Origin of the sequence: Streptomyces sp. NPDC051173, from assembly GCF_040689515.1 — a bacterium.
Taxonomy (GTDB): Bacteria; Actinomycetota; Actinomycetes; order Streptomycetales; family Streptomycetaceae; genus Streptomyces.
Genome location: NZ_JBFBBD010000030.1, coordinates 16564 through 35438, shown reverse-complemented (window position 1 = coordinate 35438; position 18875 = coordinate 16564). Strand labels below are relative to the sequence as shown.

The 18875-nt window shown below is 72.0% G+C and carries 17 protein-coding genes and 1 pseudogene; 3 read left to right on the top strand and 15 right to left on the bottom strand.

The window, feature by feature from the left end; genetic code table 11:
- Positions 1-135: 135 nt before the first annotated feature.
- From AB0435_RS17905 to AB0435_RS17835, 15 genes are all read right to left on the bottom strand, one after another.
- Positions 136-1356: a hypothetical protein gene (locus tag AB0435_RS17905; protein ID WP_366427393.1), complete on the bottom strand. Its 1221-nt coding sequence runs from the start codon at positions 1354-1356 to the stop codon at positions 136-138.
- 211 nt (positions 1357-1567) lie between these two features.
- A complete protein-coding gene (locus AB0435_RS17900; protein ID WP_366004705.1) occupies positions 1568-1954 on the bottom strand; it encodes a GntR family transcriptional regulator in 387 nt (128 codons plus the stop codon).
- Positions 1955-2007: 53 nt separating this feature from the next.
- Positions 2008-2994, bottom strand: coding sequence for an ABC transporter permease (locus AB0435_RS17895; RefSeq protein ID WP_366427392.1), 987 nt, complete (start codon positions 2992-2994; stop codon positions 2008-2010).
- The gene (locus tag AB0435_RS17890) at positions 2991-3977 is read right to left on the bottom strand and encodes an ABC transporter ATP-binding protein (RefSeq protein WP_366427391.1); all 987 of its coding nucleotides are present in this window, start codon (positions 3975-3977) and stop codon (positions 2991-2993) included. Before AB0435_RS17890 ends, AB0435_RS17895 begins: the two co-directional genes overlap by 4 nt.
- Before the next feature lie 157 nt (positions 3978-4134).
- Positions 4135-5367, bottom strand: a complete 1233-nt coding sequence (locus AB0435_RS17885; RefSeq protein WP_366427390.1) for a serine hydrolase domain-containing protein — start codon at positions 5365-5367, stop codon at positions 4135-4137.
- 308 nt (positions 5368-5675) lie between these two features.
- Complete coding sequence (locus AB0435_RS17880) at positions 5676-7082, bottom strand: MFS transporter (protein WP_366427389.1); 1407 nt, start codon at positions 7080-7082, stop codon at positions 5676-5678.
- A gap of 85 nt (positions 7083-7167) precedes the next feature.
- Positions 7168-8391: a cytochrome P450 gene (locus AB0435_RS17875; protein WP_366004710.1), complete on the bottom strand. Its 1224-nt coding sequence runs from the start codon at positions 8389-8391 to the stop codon at positions 7168-7170.
- An 88-nt stretch (positions 8392-8479) separates the two neighbouring features.
- Positions 8480-8632, bottom strand: coding sequence for a rubredoxin (locus tag AB0435_RS17870; protein WP_366004735.1), 153 nt, complete (start codon positions 8630-8632; stop codon positions 8480-8482).
- 32 nt (positions 8633-8664) lie between these two features.
- On the bottom strand, positions 8665-9528 hold the full coding sequence (locus AB0435_RS17865) for an alpha/beta fold hydrolase (protein ID WP_366004711.1): 864 nt from the start codon (positions 9526-9528) through the stop codon (positions 8665-8667).
- Positions 9525-10625 (bottom strand): fatty acid desaturase, encoded by a 1101-nt coding sequence (locus AB0435_RS17860; RefSeq protein ID WP_366004712.1) that lies wholly within the window; start codon positions 10623-10625, stop codon positions 9525-9527. The genes AB0435_RS17865 and AB0435_RS17860 overlap by 4 nt, the downstream gene beginning before the upstream one ends.
- A 14-nt stretch (positions 10626-10639) precedes the next feature.
- Positions 10640-10936, bottom strand: a complete 297-nt coding sequence (locus tag AB0435_RS17855) for an acyl carrier protein (RefSeq protein WP_366004713.1) — start codon at positions 10934-10936, stop codon at positions 10640-10642.
- Positions 10937-11047: 111 nt separating this feature from the next.
- Positions 11048-11995 carry an acyl-CoA desaturase gene (locus tag AB0435_RS17850; protein ID WP_366427388.1) on the bottom strand — a complete coding sequence of 316 codons (948 nt, stop codon included), beginning with the start codon at positions 11993-11995 and terminating at the stop codon, positions 11048-11050.
- A gap of 82 nt (positions 11996-12077) precedes the next feature.
- Entirely contained in the window at positions 12078-13013 is a 936-nt protein-coding gene (locus AB0435_RS17845) for an acyl-CoA desaturase (protein ID WP_366427387.1), read from the bottom strand.
- A gap of 11 nt (positions 13014-13024) precedes the next feature.
- Positions 13025-14887: a fatty acyl-AMP ligase gene (locus AB0435_RS17840; RefSeq protein ID WP_366427386.1), complete on the bottom strand. Its 1863-nt coding sequence runs from the start codon at positions 14885-14887 to the stop codon at positions 13025-13027.
- Positions 14888-14980: 93 nt separating this feature from the next.
- Entirely contained in the window at positions 14981-15778 is a 798-nt protein-coding gene (locus AB0435_RS17835; protein ID WP_366004717.1) for a thioesterase family protein, read from the bottom strand.
- Between the two features lie 567 nt (positions 15779-16345).
- On the opposite strand from AB0435_RS17835, the pseudogene AB0435_RS17830 reads away from it, so the two are divergent.
- From AB0435_RS17830 to AB0435_RS17820, 3 genes and pseudogenes are all read left to right on the top strand, one after another.
- Positions 16346-16866, top strand: a pseudogene (locus AB0435_RS17830) (3-oxoacyl-[acyl-carrier-protein] synthase III C-terminal domain-containing protein).
- Positions 16867-17099: 233 nt separating this feature from the next.
- Positions 17100-17843 carry a 2OG-Fe dioxygenase family protein gene (locus tag AB0435_RS17825; RefSeq protein ID WP_366427385.1) on the top strand — a complete coding sequence of 248 codons (744 nt, stop codon included), beginning with the start codon at positions 17100-17102 and terminating at the stop codon, positions 17841-17843.
- Between the two features lie 150 nt (positions 17844-17993).
- Complete coding sequence (locus AB0435_RS17820; protein WP_366427384.1) at positions 17994-18872, top strand: MetQ/NlpA family ABC transporter substrate-binding protein; 879 nt, start codon at positions 17994-17996, stop codon at positions 18870-18872.
- Positions 18873-18875 lie beyond the last annotated feature (3 nt).

The following is an 18875-nucleotide window of genomic DNA, read 5'->3' as shown; positions in this document are numbered from 1 at the left end:
TCCCTCGATCCGTCGTGCGGTGCGTCCAATGAACCGGAAGGCGGAGCTGGTTGTGCGGCAACACGTCAAAAATTTTAACTCTCCGCAGCGGTACGATTACTCACGCACGACCGCGCGGTGGCCCACCCCAGCCGCTCAGATCGCGAAGTGCCAGACCGTGAGCATGTACGCGCCGTACCAGCAGCCGAAGAACGTCGCCGCCGTCAGGGCGATCACCGCCGTGCGCTGGCGCGCCCGGGCCAGCGCCCTCGCCGCGGGCACCAGGAAGAGCAGGCCCGGCACCAGCAGGCGCAGCTTGGAGTGGGAGTAATTGCTCTGACAGAGCGTGAGCACCAGGATGCCCGTGCCGTGGACGAGCAGCGGCGGCCACGCGTCGCGCCGCCACGCCGCCACCGTGGCGCAGACCAGAGCGAGCAGCAGTACGGCCGTGCTCACCGGCACCCAGCCCTCGCTGTGGGCGAGCGAGTCCTGGAGGAAGTCGAGGAACGCCGCACCGTTGTCCCAGTGCGTGCCCCAGCCGGCCTCCTGGATGGTGAACCACGCGTCCGGATCACCGACGCGCGCGCCCACCCACCACAGGTACAGGGGCGTGCCCGCGCAGGCCAGGGCGAGGGCCGCCAAGGGGCGGGCCCGCCAGCGGCGTTCACGGAGCAGCTCCAGGGCGACGGCCACGGCCAGGGCCGCCACCACGGCCGCCGCGGCGGGCCGGGTCAGCCCGGTGAGCAGCGCGAGCGTGCCCGCGGTGAGCCAGGCGCGGCGGTGCGCGGCCAGCAGCGTCCCGGCGGCCAGCGCCAGGAACAGCGACTCGCTGTAGGACATGAGGAAGGCGACGGCCATCGGCTGCGCCCCGGCCAGCAGGACGATCCCGATGACGGCGGTCCGCCGTCCGTACAGCCGGGTCAGGAGGCACTGCGCGACGATCAGCGCGGCGATCAGCGCGAGGTGGGCGGTGACGATGCCCGCCATCTCGTGGCCGAGGCCCGTGAAGGTGTGCACCACGCGGATCAGCAGCGGATACAGCGGGAAGAACGCGAGGTTGTTGCCGGTGAGGCTGCCGTCGGCGGCGTAGGTGTAGCCGTCGGGATAGCCGTTGGCGGCTATGTCGACGTACAGCGCGCCGTCCCAGGAGAGCAGCCGGTCCCGCAGCCCGGGGCCGTCGGGGCCGGCCATCGCGGACAGCAGCACGAGATGCAGCGCGGTGGTGACGGCGTAGACCGCGAGGGGCGGCCACACCCAGGGGAAGATACGTTTCGCCATGCCCGCGGGCGATGACGCGGGCAGCGCCGCCCCGGCGGCGGGCTCCGCCGCCGGGGCGTCCTCCGCGGTGCGGGAGCCGGGTATCGGGACCGGTTTCATGGTGTCGTCATGCCGTTTCGTAGGTCGGGGTCGGGTGCGGGGCCGTCGCCGCCTTCGGCGGTGGCGCCCTTGGGGGTCCCCCGGACGAAGTTCGGGGGAGCGTCCTCGGTCTCCCCCGGCTACCGCTGGGGGGAGACCGAGGACACCGCGCGAAGCGTGTGGCGGACAAGACGGCCCGCGGCCGGACACACAGGCCGGCCACAGGATCCGGTCAACCCGCGGGGAAGTGGTCCACGCGTGCCGCCGTGACGAGAGCCGAGACGTCTCCCCAGTCCAGGCCCGCCGCGCGCGCCCGGCGCATCCAGTCCACCAGTTCACCGAGGAGCGGGGAGTCGGCGAGGGGGCTCCGCTGCGCCGGGACGGCGCTGACGAAGGTGCCCACGCCGGGGCGGGGTTCGACCAGCCCCAGGTGTTCGAGTTCCCGGTACGCCTTCAGCGTCGTGTTGGGGTTGAGCTTGGTGTCCCGCGCGACCCGCGCCGCGGTGGGCAGTTGGTCGCCCTCGGCGAGGATGCCCATCCGCAGCGCTTCCTGGACCTGCTGGACGATCTGGAGGTAGGCGGCCATGCCGCTGTGCCGGTCGATCCTGAACTCGACCATGTCGCCCGCCCCTCATCCCGTCCGTCTGCGCGTGGACCGGACGGCCGCGCGGGTCACAGTGGCCGCCTGCGGATCCACCACACGGTGAGGCCCGCGATCGCGAGGGCCGCCGCCAGCAGGATTCCGGCCCACGTCCACTGCATGGCGCTCATCTGGTCGTGGCCGAAGTATTCCAGGCGCTCGGCGACGATGCCCTTGTTCGCCCTGCACTCGGCGGGCGTGCGCTCGTTGGCACAGGCGCCGAAACCATGGAGCTTGCCCTGGGCGTCGACGGTCCAGTTGTCGAAACGGGCGCCGCCTGCGGGCACGGCGGGCTGGCCCTGCTCCACGGGGCCCGTGATCTGCCGGGGCGTGAAGGGCAGCAGCCGGATCCGGTCCCAGACCAGGTTCATCGCAAACCCGAAGCCGAACGTCAGCACCATGGCGGGCAGCACCCGGCGGACGAACACACCGAACGCGATGCCGACGGCGAGGTAGAGCAGCGACAGTGCCACCGGCATGGGCCCGGTGGTGTCGAAGTCACTGCTCTCGGTCCAGTCGGCGAAGGTGGCACCGTGCACCGCGCGCCACCAGAAGGTGAACGCGAGGGAGAGCCCGACCGAGCACAGCAGCGTGACGAGCACCGCCGTGCCGGTCTTGGTGCCCAGCCAGCGGCGGCGGGTCATCGACTGGGTCGTCACCAGCCTCAGGGTGCCGCGCTCCAGGTCACCGGCGATCAGCGGGGCTCCGAGGAAGACCCCCAGGGCCACGGGCAGCATCGACATCACCCAGGAGCCGTTCTGGAAGGCCGACGCGTACGCCGTGCCCTGGAAGGCCATCTTGAACTCGCCGTCCGGGATGCCCATCCGGTCGCCGGACAGGTAGTCCACCGCCGCCGCCCGTTCCCAGAGCATGTAGACGGAGGCCGACGCCGCGAGGACCAGGCAGGCCACCAGCGCCGTGCGGTGCTGGCGCCAGACCAGCCACGCCATGCCACGCAGCAGGCGCGGCGGCTGCTTGCCGGCCTCCGTCCCCTTCGTTGTCCCTGCGGCCGTGCTCATGCCGCCCCCTCCTCCCCGCGCGCGGCGCGGGCCTCGATCTCGGTGTGCTCGGTGTGCTCTGTCTGCTCGATGTCTTCGGGTCCGGCGTCCGCGGTCACCAGGGCGGGCGCGCCGGGCGACCGGAGGTAGCCCAGCAGCACCTCCTCCAGGCTGGGCGCGGTGACCTTCCACTCGCCCTCGACCGGGCCCCGCGCGTGGATCAGCGCGGTGAACTGCCGCCCTGTGGTGCGCGACTCGACGACGGTGTGCCGCGCGATCTCCTCCGGCACGCCCTCCACGAGGTGCGCTCCGGTGACCATCCGGTGGGCCTCCAGCAGCTCGTCGACCTCACCCGCCAGCCGTACGCGGCCGTCGGCGACGGCCACCAGGTGGTCGCACATGGTGGCCACGTCGGACAGCTGGTGGGAGGACATCACGACGGTGGTGCCCTGCTCGGCGGCCTCGGCCATCAGCAGGCCCCCGATCTCGTGCTGGGAGAGCGGGTCGAGCGCGGCCAGCGGCTCGTCGAGCAGCAGCAGTTCGGGCCGCTTGCCGAAGGCCAGGGCGAGCGCCACCCGGGAGCGGTGGCCGCCGGAGAGCGTACCCACGCGCGCGCCGAGCGGGATCCTGCCGGACCCCACGATCCGCTCGGCGACCGCCTGGTCCCAGCGGGGGTTGAGCTCCGCGCCGAGGCGCAGCGTGTCCTCCACGGTGAACTGCGGGAAGAGCGGCTTGTCCTGGGCCACGAAGGCGCAGCTCGCGAGCACCCCGGGGTCCGTCACTGGCCGGCCGAGGATCCGCAGGCTGCCGGTCGTCGGCCGGACGAGCCGCGCCGCGATGTTGAGCAGGGTGCTCTTGCCCGCGCCGTTGGAGCCCACGAGCCCGCAGACCGACCCGGCGGGCAGCCGGAAGGAGCAGTCGCGCAACGCCCAGTTCTTCCGGTAGCGCTTGCCCAGCCCTCGCGCCTCCACCGCCCAACGGCTCGCGCCGTCGGCTGATCTCATCCGACCCACCGCCCACTTTGCTAATTAACTAGTCAGCTAGTGGAATGAGCATTATGGATCACGGGATCACATGTCAACACGGAGGAACAAAACAACCAAAAAGGGCGCGAACTCGCCGCACCGCAGCGAACTCGCGCCCCTTTTAGTGAGATACGCCCTATTTCGCGGAGTTACCCGAGCTCGGCCGTGCGCACAGGGCGTCGTCGACGAGCTTGCGGGCGGCGGGATTGAGCCGCGCCGAATCGGGGCGGTCCCCCGCGCTGGTGATCGACACGGCGACGGACCGCTTCCCGTCCGGGGTCACGCCGGTGCGGGTGTACGAGCCGAATCCGTCGCCCTCGTGGGTCCAGTAGCCGTTGCCGCAGGACAGCGGGACCCAGCGCAGCCCGAGCCCGTACTCGCCCTGCGGCCACTCGGCCAGGTCGCCGGGGTCGTCGGTCCGGGCCACGGTCCGCCGCATCTCGGCCAGTTGGGCCTCGGGCAGGAGCTTGCCGGTGACGAGGGCGCGGAAGAAGGTGTTGAGGTCGCCGGTGGTGCTGATGACCGCCGAGTCCGCGGTGTGCTGGAGGCTGTGCTCGGTGACGTCCAGCCGGGCGCCGCCGGGCACGTCGAAGTACACCTGGGCGTGCGGTCCGGGCATGAAGGGGTTGGCGCCCGCGACACTGGTGCCCCGCAGACCGAGCGGGGCGATGACGCGGTGCTCGACCTGCTCGCGCCAGCTCAGGCCGCCCGCCTTCTCCGCGACCATGCCGGCGAGGAGGTAGTTGGTGTTGGAGTACGCCCAGCGGGGGTGCTCGTGGTCGGGTGCGAACAGCGGCCGGTGGCGCATCGCCACGGCCACCCACTGCTCGGCGGGCGTGGCGTCGTAGCGGTGCTTCTCGAAGTCCTCGGTGAGCGCGCCGGAGAGCTCCGGGTCGTCCACGTAGTCGAAGAGGCCGCTGGTCTGCTGGAGCAGGTCGCGGACCGTGATCCTCGACCCGTCGTTGCCGTTGCCCGACACCACGCCGGGCAGCCACTTCTCGACCGTGTCGGCCAGGGACAGCTTCCCCTCGGCGGCCAGCTGGAGCACGACGGTGGCGGTGAACGTCTTCGTCGTGCTCGCCGTGCGGAACCGCGCGTCCCACGGCACCTGCGCCCCCGTCGCCGACCTGGCGCGGACGGCACCGTCGCCGGTGGCGACCTCGGCGAGGACGCTCACCTTCCCGCCCGCGGCCCGCACCGCGCGCACGTCCGCCTCCAGAGCGCGCGTGCCGTAGTGCCCCGCGGCCGGGCCGGAGGCGCTCGCCTGCGGCGCGATCGCGATCCCCGCCGCGACGGCCGCGGCCACGCCCACCGCGGCACCCGCCCGGCCGGCCTTCGGCCAACGGCTCTTCCGCCCGTACGCGCGCATCGTCCTCGTCCCCCTGTGTGTCCCGTACCGGTGGAGGGCCGTTCCCTCCCCCGCGTTCCCCAGCCAATCAGGGGCGGCGGTGGCGGACCAGGGACGTGAACCCCCGGCCGGGGTAGGGAAAACCCCCGTTCCCGCGGGGCACGTAAGAGCCGGGCGGCCCGGCGCGGTGGGGTCACCGCGCACACGGGCCGCCCGGCCTGGTGTACGTCGTGCCGACAGCCGTCAGGCCGCGGCCGCGCCAGGGGAGCGCGTGAGCCAGGAGGGTTCGGGGGCTTTCGTGCCTCCGGGCTCCACCGTTACGTACACCGTCAGGCCGCTTCCTTGGGCCTCGCTCGGGGGATGAAGAGGCACACCACGGCCGCGGCCACGGCCGAGACGAGGATGAACTCCCAGCCGTGGTCGAACGAGGTGACAGGGTCACCGCCGTGCGGCGCGGCGAGGAAGGCGACGAGCAGGGCGACACCCAGCACCGAACCGACCTGACGCGCCATCGTCACCACGGCCGAGCCGGTGGAGAAGCTCTGCGGCGGCAGGGCGGTGACCGCGGCGCCGACCAGCGTGGGCACGACCAGGCCGACCCCGATGCCGGTGAGCAGCATGCCGGGGAGCAGGCCCGCGGCGTAGTCGTGGCCGGTGCCGAGGCGGTGGATCCACCAGCCGACGCCCGCGGCGAAGAGGAGGCAGCCGATCGCGGAGACCGCGGCCGAGCCGAACCGCCGGATCACGGGGCCGATGCCCATGGCGAAGCCGGGGACCATGAGCGGGCCGGGGGCGATGGCGAGGCCGGTCCGCAGCGGGGACCAGTGCCACACCTGCTGGCACCAGAGCACGGCGGAGAGGAGCATCGCGCCGAAGGCCACCGCGAAGAGGAGGTTGGCGAAGGTGGAGGGCCCGACGGCGGGCACCCGCAGCAGGTGCAGCGGCAGGACCGGCGAGGGGTGGCGGGAGGAGCTGAGGAGGAAGAGCGCCAGCAGGACGACGCCCGCCGCCAGTGAGCCGATCGTGCGGCCGGAGGTCCAGCCCCAGTCCTCGCTCTTGACCAGGCCGAGGGCGACGACGGCGATGCCGAGGGTGAGGAGGGCCGCGCCCACGAGGTCGAGCCGGGCGGTGGCGGGGCGGGCGGGCGTACGGGGCAGCACGCGCACGCCGACGGCCAGCGCGAAGACGCCGATGGGCAGGTTGACCAGGAAGACCCAGCGCCAGTCGAGCTGCGTGAGCAGGCCGCCGGCGACGGGGCCGAGCGCCGCGGCCACACCGCTGATGGCCGTCCAGCCGCGGACCGCGGCGACCCGCTTCTCGGGCGGGGCCGCGGCGAGCAGGATGCCGAGGGAGGAGGGGATCAGCATGGCCGCGCCGACGGCCTGGACGACCCTGGCCGCGACGAGGACCCACACCCCGGGCGCCACCGCGCAGGCGGCGGAGGCGACGGTGAAGACGGTGATGCCGAGGAGGTACGCCTGGCGGGGGCTGGTGCGGTCCGCGAGGCTGCCCGCCGGGACGAGCAGCGCGGCGAAGACGACCGCGTAGGCGTTGAGGACCCACGACAAGGACGCCAGCGAGGATCCGGAGAACTGATCGCCGATGTCGGGCAGGGCGACGTTGACGATGAACATGTCGAGGTTGGACATCGCAACCCCGGCTACAACGACGGCGAACACTGGACCGAAGCGGGGCTTCGTCGCACTGCCCGCCTGAGCGGCGGCAGTCTGAGTCATCGCTCTCCTCGCTCGCGAGTTGGCATTTCCAACTCACTGGAGCATACAGCGTCACCCAGCACTGACGGAATGTGAGGTGGGCCGCTCACCCACACTTCACGGGGAGTTGGCCGAAGCCGCGCTGAACGAGCTGGTCACGGAAGGTGGGTTCACCTGCGAGGGTCAGGCCGGGGAAGCGGCGCAGCACGGCGGGCAGCGCGATCTCCGCCTGCATCCGGGCCAGGCCCGCGCCGAGGCAGTAGTGCGCTCCCCCGCTGAGGGTGAGCGCGTGGTTGCCCTGCCGGCCGGGGTCGAAGACGCCGGGGTCCGCGTACTGGCGCGGGTCGCGGTTGCCCGCGGCGATCAGCAGCGTCACCTTCGTGCCGGCGGCCACCGGCACCCCGAAGAAGTCGAAGTCCTCGACGGCCATGCGGTTCAGGGCCTGTGCCGCGGGGTCGAAGCGCAGGGTCTCCTCGACGAAGCCGGGGGCGAGCGAGGGGTCCTCGCGCAGCCGGCCGGCGTGTTCGGGGTGCTCGACGGCGAGGCGCAGCGCGTTGCCGATGAGGTCCATGGGCGCTTCGGTGCCGGCGACCAGGAGCAGCATGAAGTTGGCGACCAGCTCCTCCTCGCTGAGCTCGCCGGTGCCGTCCCGCAGCCGGACCATCTCGCTCACCAGGTCGGTGCCGGGCCGGGCGCGGCGCCGGTCGGCCAGGTCGGTGAAGTACACGGCCAGTTGATCCATGGCGGCGTCGCCGGGGAGGAGCTGGGCGAGGTCCTGGACGGGCTCCAGGGCGGTGGTGATCGCGCCGATGGCGCCGCGGAAGCCGGGCTGTTCGGCCGCGGGTATGCCGAGCAGTTCCCCCATCACGGCCATGGGCACCCGGAACGCGAACTCCGCCATGAAGTCGACCGGGGCCCCGCCCGCGCCGAGGTCCGCCAGCCGGTCCACGAGCCCGCCGATCAGGCCCTCCAGGGCGGGCCGCAGGTCGGCGACGCGGCGGGGCGTGAAGGCGACGCCGAAGAAGCGGCGGTAGCGGTCGTGGTCGGGGTTGTTGCTGAAGAGCATGTTCTTGGTGAGCCAGCGCCAGGAGGAGTGGTCGCGCCAGCCGGGCAGCAGCGCGTCCTGCACGGCGGCGTCCGTGGACAGCAGGGCGGGTTCGCGGAGGGCTCTGGCGCATTCCGCGTGCCCGGTGACGACGAGCTGGCCCGGCCCCAGCGGCAGGATCGGGCCGTGGGCGCGCAGGGCTTCGTAGAGGGGATACGGGTCGCGCTTCCCCTGGGGGGAGAGGAGCGTCATCATGGCGGTGCGCGGGTCCGTGGCGGTGGTCATTGAGACTCCTTCGTCGCGCGGAACTGGGGCTTTTCACGCCGGGCGGCTCGGTCGTGCCGCGGGTCCGGCGGCCTGTGGTGCCGTGGTGCTACAGCGGGGCCATCACGAAGTCGTCCTTCGTCGTGCCGCAGTCGGGGCACTTCCAGTCCGCCGGGATGTCCTCCCAGCGGGTCCCGGGGGCGATGCCCTCCTCGGGCAGGCCGAGGGCTTCGTAGTAGACCCAGCCGCAGACCAGGCACATCCACGCCCTGCCGCCGGATTCCGTTTCCTCGCTCACGGGATGGTCTCTCCAGTCCTCGTGCCGTGTTCCGCGACGAACGCGGAGACGGCGCTCTTCACTTCGGGTGACATCAGGATGCCCATGTGGCCGCGGCCGGGGGCGCGTTCGAGCCGTACGGCGGGCAGTCCGGCGGCGATCGCCTCGGCCTCGCGGAAGGGGACGACCGGGTCGTCGGGGTCGTGGAGGGCGAGGACCGGGCAGTCGAGCGCGCGGCCGAGGCCGACGACGTCCCAGTGGCCGACGGGCACGCCGTTGCGGCGGTGCAGTTCGGCGCGGATCCGGTCGACGATCGCGGGCGACAGCCGCAGTTCGGCCTCGGCCCAGCGCTCCAGCACGGCCGAGAGCGTGCACGTCGGGGCGAGGAGGACGAGGCAGTCGACGCCCTGCCGTGGCCGCGCGGCGACGGCCCCGACCGCGGCGATCGAGCCCAGCGAGTGCGCGACCACCACCCGCGCGCCGCCGAGGGAGTCCAGGACGGCGCCCACGGCGGTGGTGAACTGCGTCATCGTCGCCCGGGTGCCCTCGTGCACGCCGTGCGCGGGGGCGTCGAACGCGGCCACGCGGTAGCCGAGTTGCCGCAGCGGAGCGATCAGGGAGTACATGCTGCTGCTGTCGGAACCCCAGCCGTGGACGAGCAGCGCGGTCGGCCCGCCGTCGTCGCCCCACAGATAGCCGCCGCGCACATCGGGGTTCCCCGCCACGGCGAACCTGCGGGCGCCCAGCGGCAGGACGTTGTCGGGCCGGGCGCCCAGCGTGCGGGTCCGGCTGAAGACGTCGGTCGCCCAGCGCCCGCCGGTGCCCGGCAGCACGGCGCCAACCGCCGCGTGGGCGATCCGCCTCAAGCTCAGCGGTGTCATGACGGCGCCTTCACCGCGGGCGGGGTGTCCGCCGGCGCGATGTGCGTACGCGAGAAGTCGGTGTAGAAGCCGGACTCCGTGTCGTAGAAGTGCAGCCGCCGGATGATGCGCGCCAGTTGCCCCACCCGCACCCGCTCCTCGCGGACCATGCCGGGGTACGCCTCCTTCAGCGCCGCCTGGGCCTTGCGGAGGTTGTAGTACGGGACGACGGGGGCCACGTGGTGCGCCGTGTGGATGGAGATGTTGTGGGTGAGGAAGAGCAGCCACCTCGGATACACGTAGTCCGTCGTCACCAGCAGCCTGCTGGCGTTGCGGGTCCAGTGCTCGCTGGTCAGGTAGGGCACGTCGCCGGCGCTGTGGTGCATCAGCGTCGTCGCGCTGAACCACGCGTGGGTGGCGAGCCACGGCGCGACGAAGTAGAGGAGGAAGCCCTCCGCGCCCGTGAAGTAGACGAGCGGGGTGAAGTACAGGACGCACACGGCCAGGACGAAGACGATCGACCGGCGGACGTCGCGGCGCGCCTCCCGCTTGGGGAAGAACGAGGGCCGGAAGCCCGACTCCCGCCAGTAGTTGATGGTGCCGCCCCAGAACGCCCAGGTCCGCGTCCCGTGGTAGATCACCTTCTCGTGGAGCGGCATCCGGTCGTACAGTGCCGCCGGGACCGGCCGCCAGTCCGTGTCCAGCTCCAGGTTGTTGGTGTGGCTGTGGTGCAGGTTGTGCACGTGACGCCAGGCGTGGAAGGGGTAGACCAGGGGCAGCAGGGACACATGGCCGACGGCGAAGTTGAACCTGCGCGACCGGGAGAACGAGCCGTGCCCGCAGTCGTGGGCGATGCAGTGCAGCCCCCAGCCGCCGAGGCCCGCCACCACCCACAGCGGGATGTACAGCAGCCAGTGCGGCGCGTAGGCGACGCCCACGATCGCCCCGGCGTACAGCGCCCAGCTGACGGCGAAGCCGAGCAGGCCGCGGGCGACCCGGGGTTCGAAGTAGTCCCTGGGGATCGCCGACGCGAGCCGCTCGCCCTCCAGCCGCTCCGACTTGCGCAGGAAGTCCTTGAAGGGTTCGCCGGGATCCGAGGGGAAGTTGTACGCGGCCATGGTCCCGCTTCCCCTCAGCCGGTCCGGTCGGACAGCCTGAGCTCCCGCGCCAGATAGCCGCTCAGGTCGTCGATGGTCTGGTGCTCGTAGAGCAGCCCCGGGGACAGCCGCCGCTCGACGACCTTCTCCAGCGCGCCCGACACCTGGACGGCGACCCGGGAGTCGAGCCCGTACGCCTCGAACGTCTTGCCGGTGTCGATGTCGGCGGGCGGCACCTCGATCCGCTGGGCCAGGTGGCCGATCAGCCACTGCCGGAGGGACTCCTCCGTCAGCGGTCCGGTTATCAGCGGTTCCTTCTTGCGTCCGAACATCTGGTGCTCACGCTCCCGTGGGTGTCGTGGTGGAAAGGGTGTGCTGAAAGGGGTGCGGTGGAAGGGGCGGGCGGGGGCAAGTGGGGTCAGGGCGGGCGGGGGCAAGTGGGGTCAGGCGGCGGACTTCACGGCCCGCTTGCGCGCGATGGTGGCCGCGTCGGGCTCCCTGAGGTCCCAGACGACGCCCGCCTTGCCCAGGCCGAAGAGCAGCCAGCCGCTGAGGTCCGGCTCCCACCAGGTCACCCCGTGGCGGTAGGAGCCCGGGAACGCGTGGTGGTTGTTCTGGAGCCCCTCGCCGAACGTGAACGCGGCGACGGGCCAGTTGTTGGCGCTGCGGTCGGCGTTGCCGAAGGGACGGCTGCCGATGGCGTGGCAGACCGAACCGACGCACCAGGCGGCCTGGTTGGCGACGAAGATCCGCGCCAGCCCGCCGAACACCAGGCCCGTCACGGCGGCTATCGGCGTCCGCTCGACGGCGAGGCCGGCCACGGCCGGGAGCAGCACGCCGGCGAGCACCCAGGTGGGATAGGTGCGGTGGTACCACATCAGCCGGCGGTCACGCAGGACGTCCGGGGCGAAGACCGTCCACTTGGAGGTCTCGTCGCTCAGCATCCACGGCATGTGCGCGTACCACAGGCCGCGCAGCCTGGCCCGCAGGCCGCGGCCGTGCAGGTTGGGCGAGTGCGGGTCGCCCTCGCGGTCGCTGAACCGGTGGTGCCTGCGGTGGGTGGTGACCCAGAACATCAACGGGCCCTGGGCGCCCATGGATCCGGTGATCATCATGACGCCCTCGAAGAAGGGCGACGTCTTGAACGCCTTGTGCGAGAGATAGCGGTGGAACCCGATGGTGATCCCGCCCATGTGCACGAAATACATCACACCGAACAGGACCAGGTCCGTGGTCGTGAAGTTTCCGGTCCACAGGAACCAGACCGCCGCCGCGGTGCCGAGCAGCGGCAGGGTCATCGTGGTCAGTGCGGAGAACCGTTTGATGCGGCGGCTGGCGGGATCCAGCTTGACGATGGCCGCCGCGAGAGGGTCGACGGTGGTGGTGGACACGTGGTGCTCCTTTCTTCGGCTGCCGGGCCGCGTGGCGGTACGGCCGCTTCCGCGCACCTGCGGACCGGCGAAGGCGCGCCGCCTATTCCGGTCGCGCGCGCTTCGGATAGCGGACGTCGGACACCAGACCCAGCAGGTCCAGCAGCCGGATGAAGCCTCCCGCGATGTCGATCTGCCAGAACGCGTGCCGGTTGTGCGCCAGACCCGGCTGCGCGTGGTGGTTGTTGTGCCAGGAGCCCCCCACCGAGAACGGCGCGAGCGAGGCGACGTTGCGGCTGTTGTCCCGCGTGCGGTGCGGCCTGCTCCCCAGCGTGTGACCGATCGAGTTGACGCTCCACGTCACGTGGTCGAGGAGGAAGATCCGGGCGAGCCCGCCCCAGAGCAGCCCGCCCACGGCGCCCCGGCCGCTGCCGCCGGTGAGCGCCCAGCCCAGCAGGGCGGGCAGCGCGAGACCGAGCAGGACCCAGCCGAAGTAGTACCGGTCGATCCGCATGACCAGCCGGTTCCGCAGCAGGTCGGGGACGCGCTTGCTCCAGTTCTGCCGGCGGACGGTGAACAGCCAGCCGACGTGGCCGTGCCAGAGCCCGCGCACCCGGGGGAAGCGCCGCCCGTCCTCGGCCGGCCGCGGCGAGTGCGGGTCGCCGTCGCGGTCGGTGTAGGCGTGGTGCTGGCGGTGCGTGGCCACCCAGAAGACGATCGGGCCCTGGGCCGCCATCGATCCGGCGATGCCCCAGAAGGCTGTGACACCGGGCCTGGCCGCGAAGGACAGGTGCGAGAAGAAGCGGTGGAAGCCGCCCTCCACGCCCAGGGAGGTCAGCAGGTACATCCCGATGAGCAGACCGAGGTCGACGGCGGTGAAGCCGTAGGCCACGGCGAACACCACCGCGCCCAGGAATCCGAGGGTGGGCACCCCCACCGTGACATAGGCGAGGCGGCGGGCGGAGGCGTCGGTGTCGGGGCCGGCCGCCGAGAGGTCACCGGGCGGGGGCGCGAAGGATGTCTCGGGCGCAGAGGTCATGGGGACTCCCGTCACCGTACGGACAGCGGCAGGTCGTCCGCGGCCGGGGTCAGCTTCTTCAGCGTTCCTTGGACATATGCCTTGCGGGTGGCGTCCCGGCGGACCTTGCCGCTGGTCGTCATCGGGATCGCGCCGACGGGGCCGATGTGCACATCGGCCGGTGCCACGCCGTGCCCGGCCGTCACCGCGGCGACCACCGCGTCCCGCACCCCGGCGAATTCCTCGGCCAATTGCCGTGCCGTGCCGCGGAATTCCGTGACCACCACGAGCTCCTCGCCGCTCTCCCCCGGCACGGAGAAGGCGGCCGCGCCGCGCAGCTTCCCGTGGGAGCCGCGCACGGAACGCTCGATGTCCTGCGGATACAGATTGCGGCCCGCGATGACGACGAGGTCCTTGAGGCGCCCGGTGATGAAGAGCTCCCCCTCGTGCAGGAATCCGAGGTCGCCGGTGCGCAGATAGGTGCGTTCGGCTTCCGAACCGGCGAGGCGCGCGGCGAAGGTCTCGGCGGTGAGCTCCGGCTTGTCCAGATAGCCCGCGGCGACGTTCGGGCCGCTCACCCAGACCTCGCCGACGCGGCCGGGCTCCGCCGGGCGCCGCTCGCCGGGGTCGACGACGATCACCTCGTGGCCCTCGGCGACCTCACCGCAGCTGACGATCCGGGCGGCCCGGCCGCCCTCCGACAGCGTGGCGTCCCCGGCGGCTTCGGCATCTTCGGCGGCTTCGGCGGCTTCGGCGGCCTCTGCGTCCTCGGCGGACAGGTGGCGGACGCGGCCGTTCTCCAGCTCCGCCTTGTCCAGCCATACGGTCCTCACGGCGCTGCCGGTGCGCTTGCCCGAGACGTAGAGGGTGGCCTCGGCGAGTCCGTAGCACGGGATGAGCGACGTCTCGTCGTAGCCGCGCGGCCCGAAGCGGTCCCGGAAGGCGTCCAGGGTGGCGCGCGAGACGGGCTCGGACCCGCAGAAGACCTGGCGCAGGCTGCCGAGGTCGAGTGTCGCCAGCTCCTCGTCGGTGATGCTCGACGTGCAGATGTCGAACGCGAAGTTCGGGCCGACCGAAATGGTCACCTTGTGGTCGGTGACGGCCTTGAGCCAGCGGTAGGGCCGCTGCACGAAGTACGCCGGGGGCATCAACACCAGGGGCCAGCCGCCGTGCACCGCGAGCATGATCGTGCCCATCAGGCCCATGTCGTGGTAGGGCGGCAGCCAGGTGCAGCCGACGCGGTCGGGCTCGTACCCCATGTTCGCCTCGAGGGCACGGCAGTTGCTGACGAGGTTCTCGTGCGTGAGCACGATCCCCTTGGGGTCGCCGGTCGAGCCGGAGGTGTACTGGAGCAGCGCCGGCCCGTCGGTCGGCGCGGCCGCGTGGGGGCCGCCGTCCGGGGTCCGGGCGCCCGCCGTCTGCCGGAAGTGGTCGTCGTCGACGAACATCCAGTGCGGGCGGGCCACGGACGCGGGCAGTTCCGCCTCGAACTGGGCGACGCGGTCCGCCAGCCGGGTGTCCGCGATGATCACGTCGGGGGCGCAGTCCTCGACGATGGCGACGAAGCGCGCGAGGGCCCGCTTCCCGGTCGGCGGGAAGGACGGCACGGCGGTGGCGCCGGCCCGGAAGATCCCGAAGAGGGCGGCGATGTAGTGCAGGCCCGGGTCGAGGGCCAGGACCACGCGCCGGCCCGTGAGTTCACGCCGCAGCAGGCCGGCGGCGATGACGTCGGCGTGCTCGACGAGGTCGTGGTACGTCCATTCCACGGCCGCGTCGTCCGTGCCGTCGGGCAGGAAGCGGAAGGCGAGCTGCCGGGGCAGGCTCGCACGGTGTCCGAGTATCTCGGGCAGGGTCTCGGGCCGTGGCGGACCCGCCCACCCTGATATGTGATCCACAGCGCCCCCGTTACACGGGTCTCGTGACCGGGTTCATCGCCCGGTGCCGGACCCTGGATTCCTGTGCTCCCGCCGCCGTGCACGGTGGAGCTCTCAGTCGGTGCGGATGATGCGGAGCTGCCGGGCCGAACCCAGGTGGGCGCCGTCCGGACCCCAGGCGTCGATCTCCTCGTCCACCCAGCCGTCGGCGGTGGCCGCGCCGGTCCGGGCGCGCAGGAGGATCCAGGGCGAGGCCGTGCGGTCGAGGTTCTCGCCGGTGCGTACCGTGAGTTCGACCGTCGGCACCAGGGCCAGGGTCGACAGCACGGCGGCATAGGACGGCGCCAGCGCGTCCATCAGGAGAATGAACCGCAGGGCGTCCGGTGGCCGCTCGTCGCCCACGAGCCTCAGCCAGGCGGTCAGTTCGGGTTCCGTGCCGCCCGCGTACGGCCGGTTGGGGCCGACCGGGCGGATCTCCAGATAGGCGGAAATGGGCACGAACTCCGGCGGGATCGCGAATATCTCGCATTCCTCGACGGGTGGCGCCTCCGGCATCGCGGGGGCGAACTCCCGCCATTCCGCCGGTTTGAGCGACCCGAAGACCGCCGAGGCGTCGACGTGTGTCCCCTTGGCCGTCACGGCCCTGGCGCCGACCGCGGTGAGGCTGCGCCCGGCCCTGGTCAGCGAGGTCTCCACCCGGAACTCGTCGCTGATCGGCCGGTGGAAGCGCGCGGTGACGCTCCGCAGGGGAAGGCCGGGCGCCTCGCCCCGCATCGCGGCTGCCATGAGCGCGACCGTGAGCCCGCCGTGAAATCCGCCGAAGCCGTTCAGGTGCGCTCCGGCGTCGATGCTGCCGGCCGCGGCCCGGCCGAGCAGATCCAGCGGCGACAGCGGTGGTGCGGTGTTCGTCATGAGCCCACCGTTTCCCCGGTCGGTGCGGGCGCGGGGAACCGCGCGCGATGACGGAACTCGATCGTCGACAACAGGCCAGCCATGGCGATGAGTTGGATCACACGTGTGACCGTAGAAGGGGCCTATGTCGCCAAGCAAGCAATAATTTTTGTGACCCGCGTCACGGGCGCGCGAATCATGGAATCCGCGTGACGTTCAACACTCGACGACCTTCCGCCATCGGGTTGCGGAATCCAACTCGCCCGGCGATAGTCTCCCCGGCGAGTGAGCTCGATCCGGTTCGGGGCCCGTACGAGAGGCACGGCGACCGCCGCCGCGGTGCGCCCGGTGCCCCGCGGAAGCCATGTGCTCCGCTATCGCCCCAGGCGGGGTCGGTCGTCCCGCCTTTTCCGGAGCGGGAACCGGACTCCGTCCACGATCCCCGGCAACGGCCGGCGTGGCCGGGCCCGGACGGTTTCCTCCGCCGGTTCTCCCGTGGCCGCGTTCCGTGTCGAGGGCACGGCGGCGGCCTCGTGACGACGGCCGGACGCGGGCCGGCACCAGGACGGACCGAAGGTGGGTATTGCCATGCTGATACGGCGAGCTGCCGCACAGGACGTAGGAATTCTGGGGATCGGCGCGTATCGGCCGCACCGCGTCGTGGGCAATGACGAGATCGCGGAACGCACCGGCCGTACACCTGAATGGATCGAACGGCGTACGGGCATCGTCGAGCGTCGGTACGCCGCCGCGGACGAGACCGTGGCGGACATGGCGGTGGAGGCGGCACGGAAGGCGGCCGCCGACGCGGGGGTCGCGCCCGGCGGGCCCTGGACGCGGCGGGTGTGCGCCCGGAGGAACTCGGCGCCTTCGTCCCGCACCAGGCGAATCTGCGGATGATCGAGACCGTGGCGCAGCGGCTGGGACTTCCCGCGCACGTCGCCGTGGCCCGCGACGTGGTGAACACCGGCAACACCTCGGCCGCCTCCATTCCCCTCGCCGTCGCCCGGCTGCGCGAATCGGGGGCCGTGGGCACGGGCGACCTGGCGCTGTTCCTCGGCTTCGGGGCCGGCCTCACCTGGGGAGCCCAGGTCGTGCGACTGCCGTGAGCGGTCCACGCGGTAGGCAGGGCGCCGACTGAGCACGTGCGCCGGGCAGTTCCGCACGCGACCCCTCCTCTCTTGCCCCCTCTTCTTCTCCTCAGCCCGTTTGCCCCCTTCCGTCCCACCGATGAACGCGTTCCGGCCAACGGGCCCGTGGTGTCGGCTTAATGTCGTGATGAGGCCACCGCGCAGCGGCTCGCCTCGCCGACGGAACACACCGCACCAAAGGCAAGGACACCATGACGTCAGCCCCTTCGCGCGTGCCGGGCCGGCCCGCCGCCCCGTCCGGAAAGCCCGCCGAACCGGAACGGCCGCCCTTCACACACTTCGGCCCGGAGATGCTGACCGCCGCGCTGGACGGGCTTCCCGCGGACTCCGTCGCACGGTTCACCGCCTCCTGGGACGACCTGCCGGCCGACGCCCACCTGGGCACCGACAGCCCCTACCGCTTCCGCCGGTACGGCACCTTCCGCATAGCCGACGGCCGGCTGACGCCGCTGCCGCACGCCGCGTTCTTCCAGGACCGGTCGGTGAACCGGGTGCACGGCGGGGTGGACCGGCTCTTCGCCCCGCTGGAGGAGTCCGTGGCCGCGGGCGAGGTGCTGCGCGCGGTCGTCCACGCCCTCCATGAGCGCCTGCCCGGCCCCCGGACCGGCATCGACACCTGCGGCGTCCACCAGATCCGCGTCACCGCCACCGTCCGGGCCGAGGGCCACCCCGCGCCCGAGGGCGTGCACCGGGACGGCCACGCGTACGTCGCGCAGGTGCTGATCCGCCGCCGGGGCGTGCGGGGCGCGGAGTCCTGCCTCTACGACCTCCAGGAGCGGCCCGTGCACCGGGCGTTGCTCACCACACCCCTGGAGACGATCCTGCTCGACGACAGGCGGGTGCTGCACGGGGTCTCCCCCGTACGGCCCGCGGCGGGCACGGACTCCGGTGTCCGCGACATGCTGCTCGTCGACTTCTTCCCGGGGGCGGCGTAAGGGCCGGAACTCCCCGGAACCCGCAGAGGGGATTCCTTCACTCCTATTACAGGCCCGTGAAGCCTTCCTTTCTTTCCCAGGTAAATGCTCATTCCACTCATACGATCCTCAGCACTTGTTGGTCCTGCACTTCCTGGAATGAGCCTGTCGATGAAACTCACCCCTTCCCGCCGCCTCTTCGCGACGGCGTCCGCGGCCGCCGTACTCCCGCTCCTGCTGTCGGCCTGCGGTCTGTCCGACGCGGCCGACGGCGACCAGGTGCGGATCGGGGTCAGCGGCGCCGACCCGGAGTGGGACGTCGTGGCCGAGGAGGCCAGGAAGGAGGGCATCGACGTCAAGACCGTCACCTTCGACGACTACCAGCTGCCCAACAGGGCGCTCGCCGACGGCGACATCGAGCTCAACGCTTTCCAGCACCTGGCGTTCCTCAGCCAGTTCAACGCGCGCAACGGCACCGACATCGTGCCCGTCACCTCCACCTCCGTGGCACCGATGGGCCTCTACTCCCTCAAGCACAAGAAGCCCGCCGAACTCCCGGACGGCGCCCGGATCGCCATCCCCAACGACCCGTCGAACCAGGGCCGGGCCCTGCTCGTGCTGGAGCAGGCGAAGCTGATCGAGGTCAGGGACAAGGCGGGAATCTACGCCACGCCGGAGGACATCGAGGCCAATCCGAGGCATCTGAAGATCACTCCGGTCGACGCCCAGCAGACTCCGCGCACCCTCAAGGACACCGACGCCTCGGTCATCAACGACGGCGTCGCCGTGCTGGCCGGTCACCAGCCGTCGGAGGCGATCTTCCGCGACGACCCGGAGAGCGCCGCCGCCCGCCCGTACGTCAACGTCATCGCCGCCCGGGCGAAGGACAAGGACAGCGAGGCCGTGCGGAAGATCGTCAAGATCTACCGGTCCCCGAAGGTCCAGGAGGCCGTGGCGAAGTCGGCGCACGGCGCGAAGTACGTCGTGGACATCCCGGCGGCCGAGCTCCAGCGGGAACTCGACCGGCTCCAGAAGCAGAGCCGGGGCTGACCG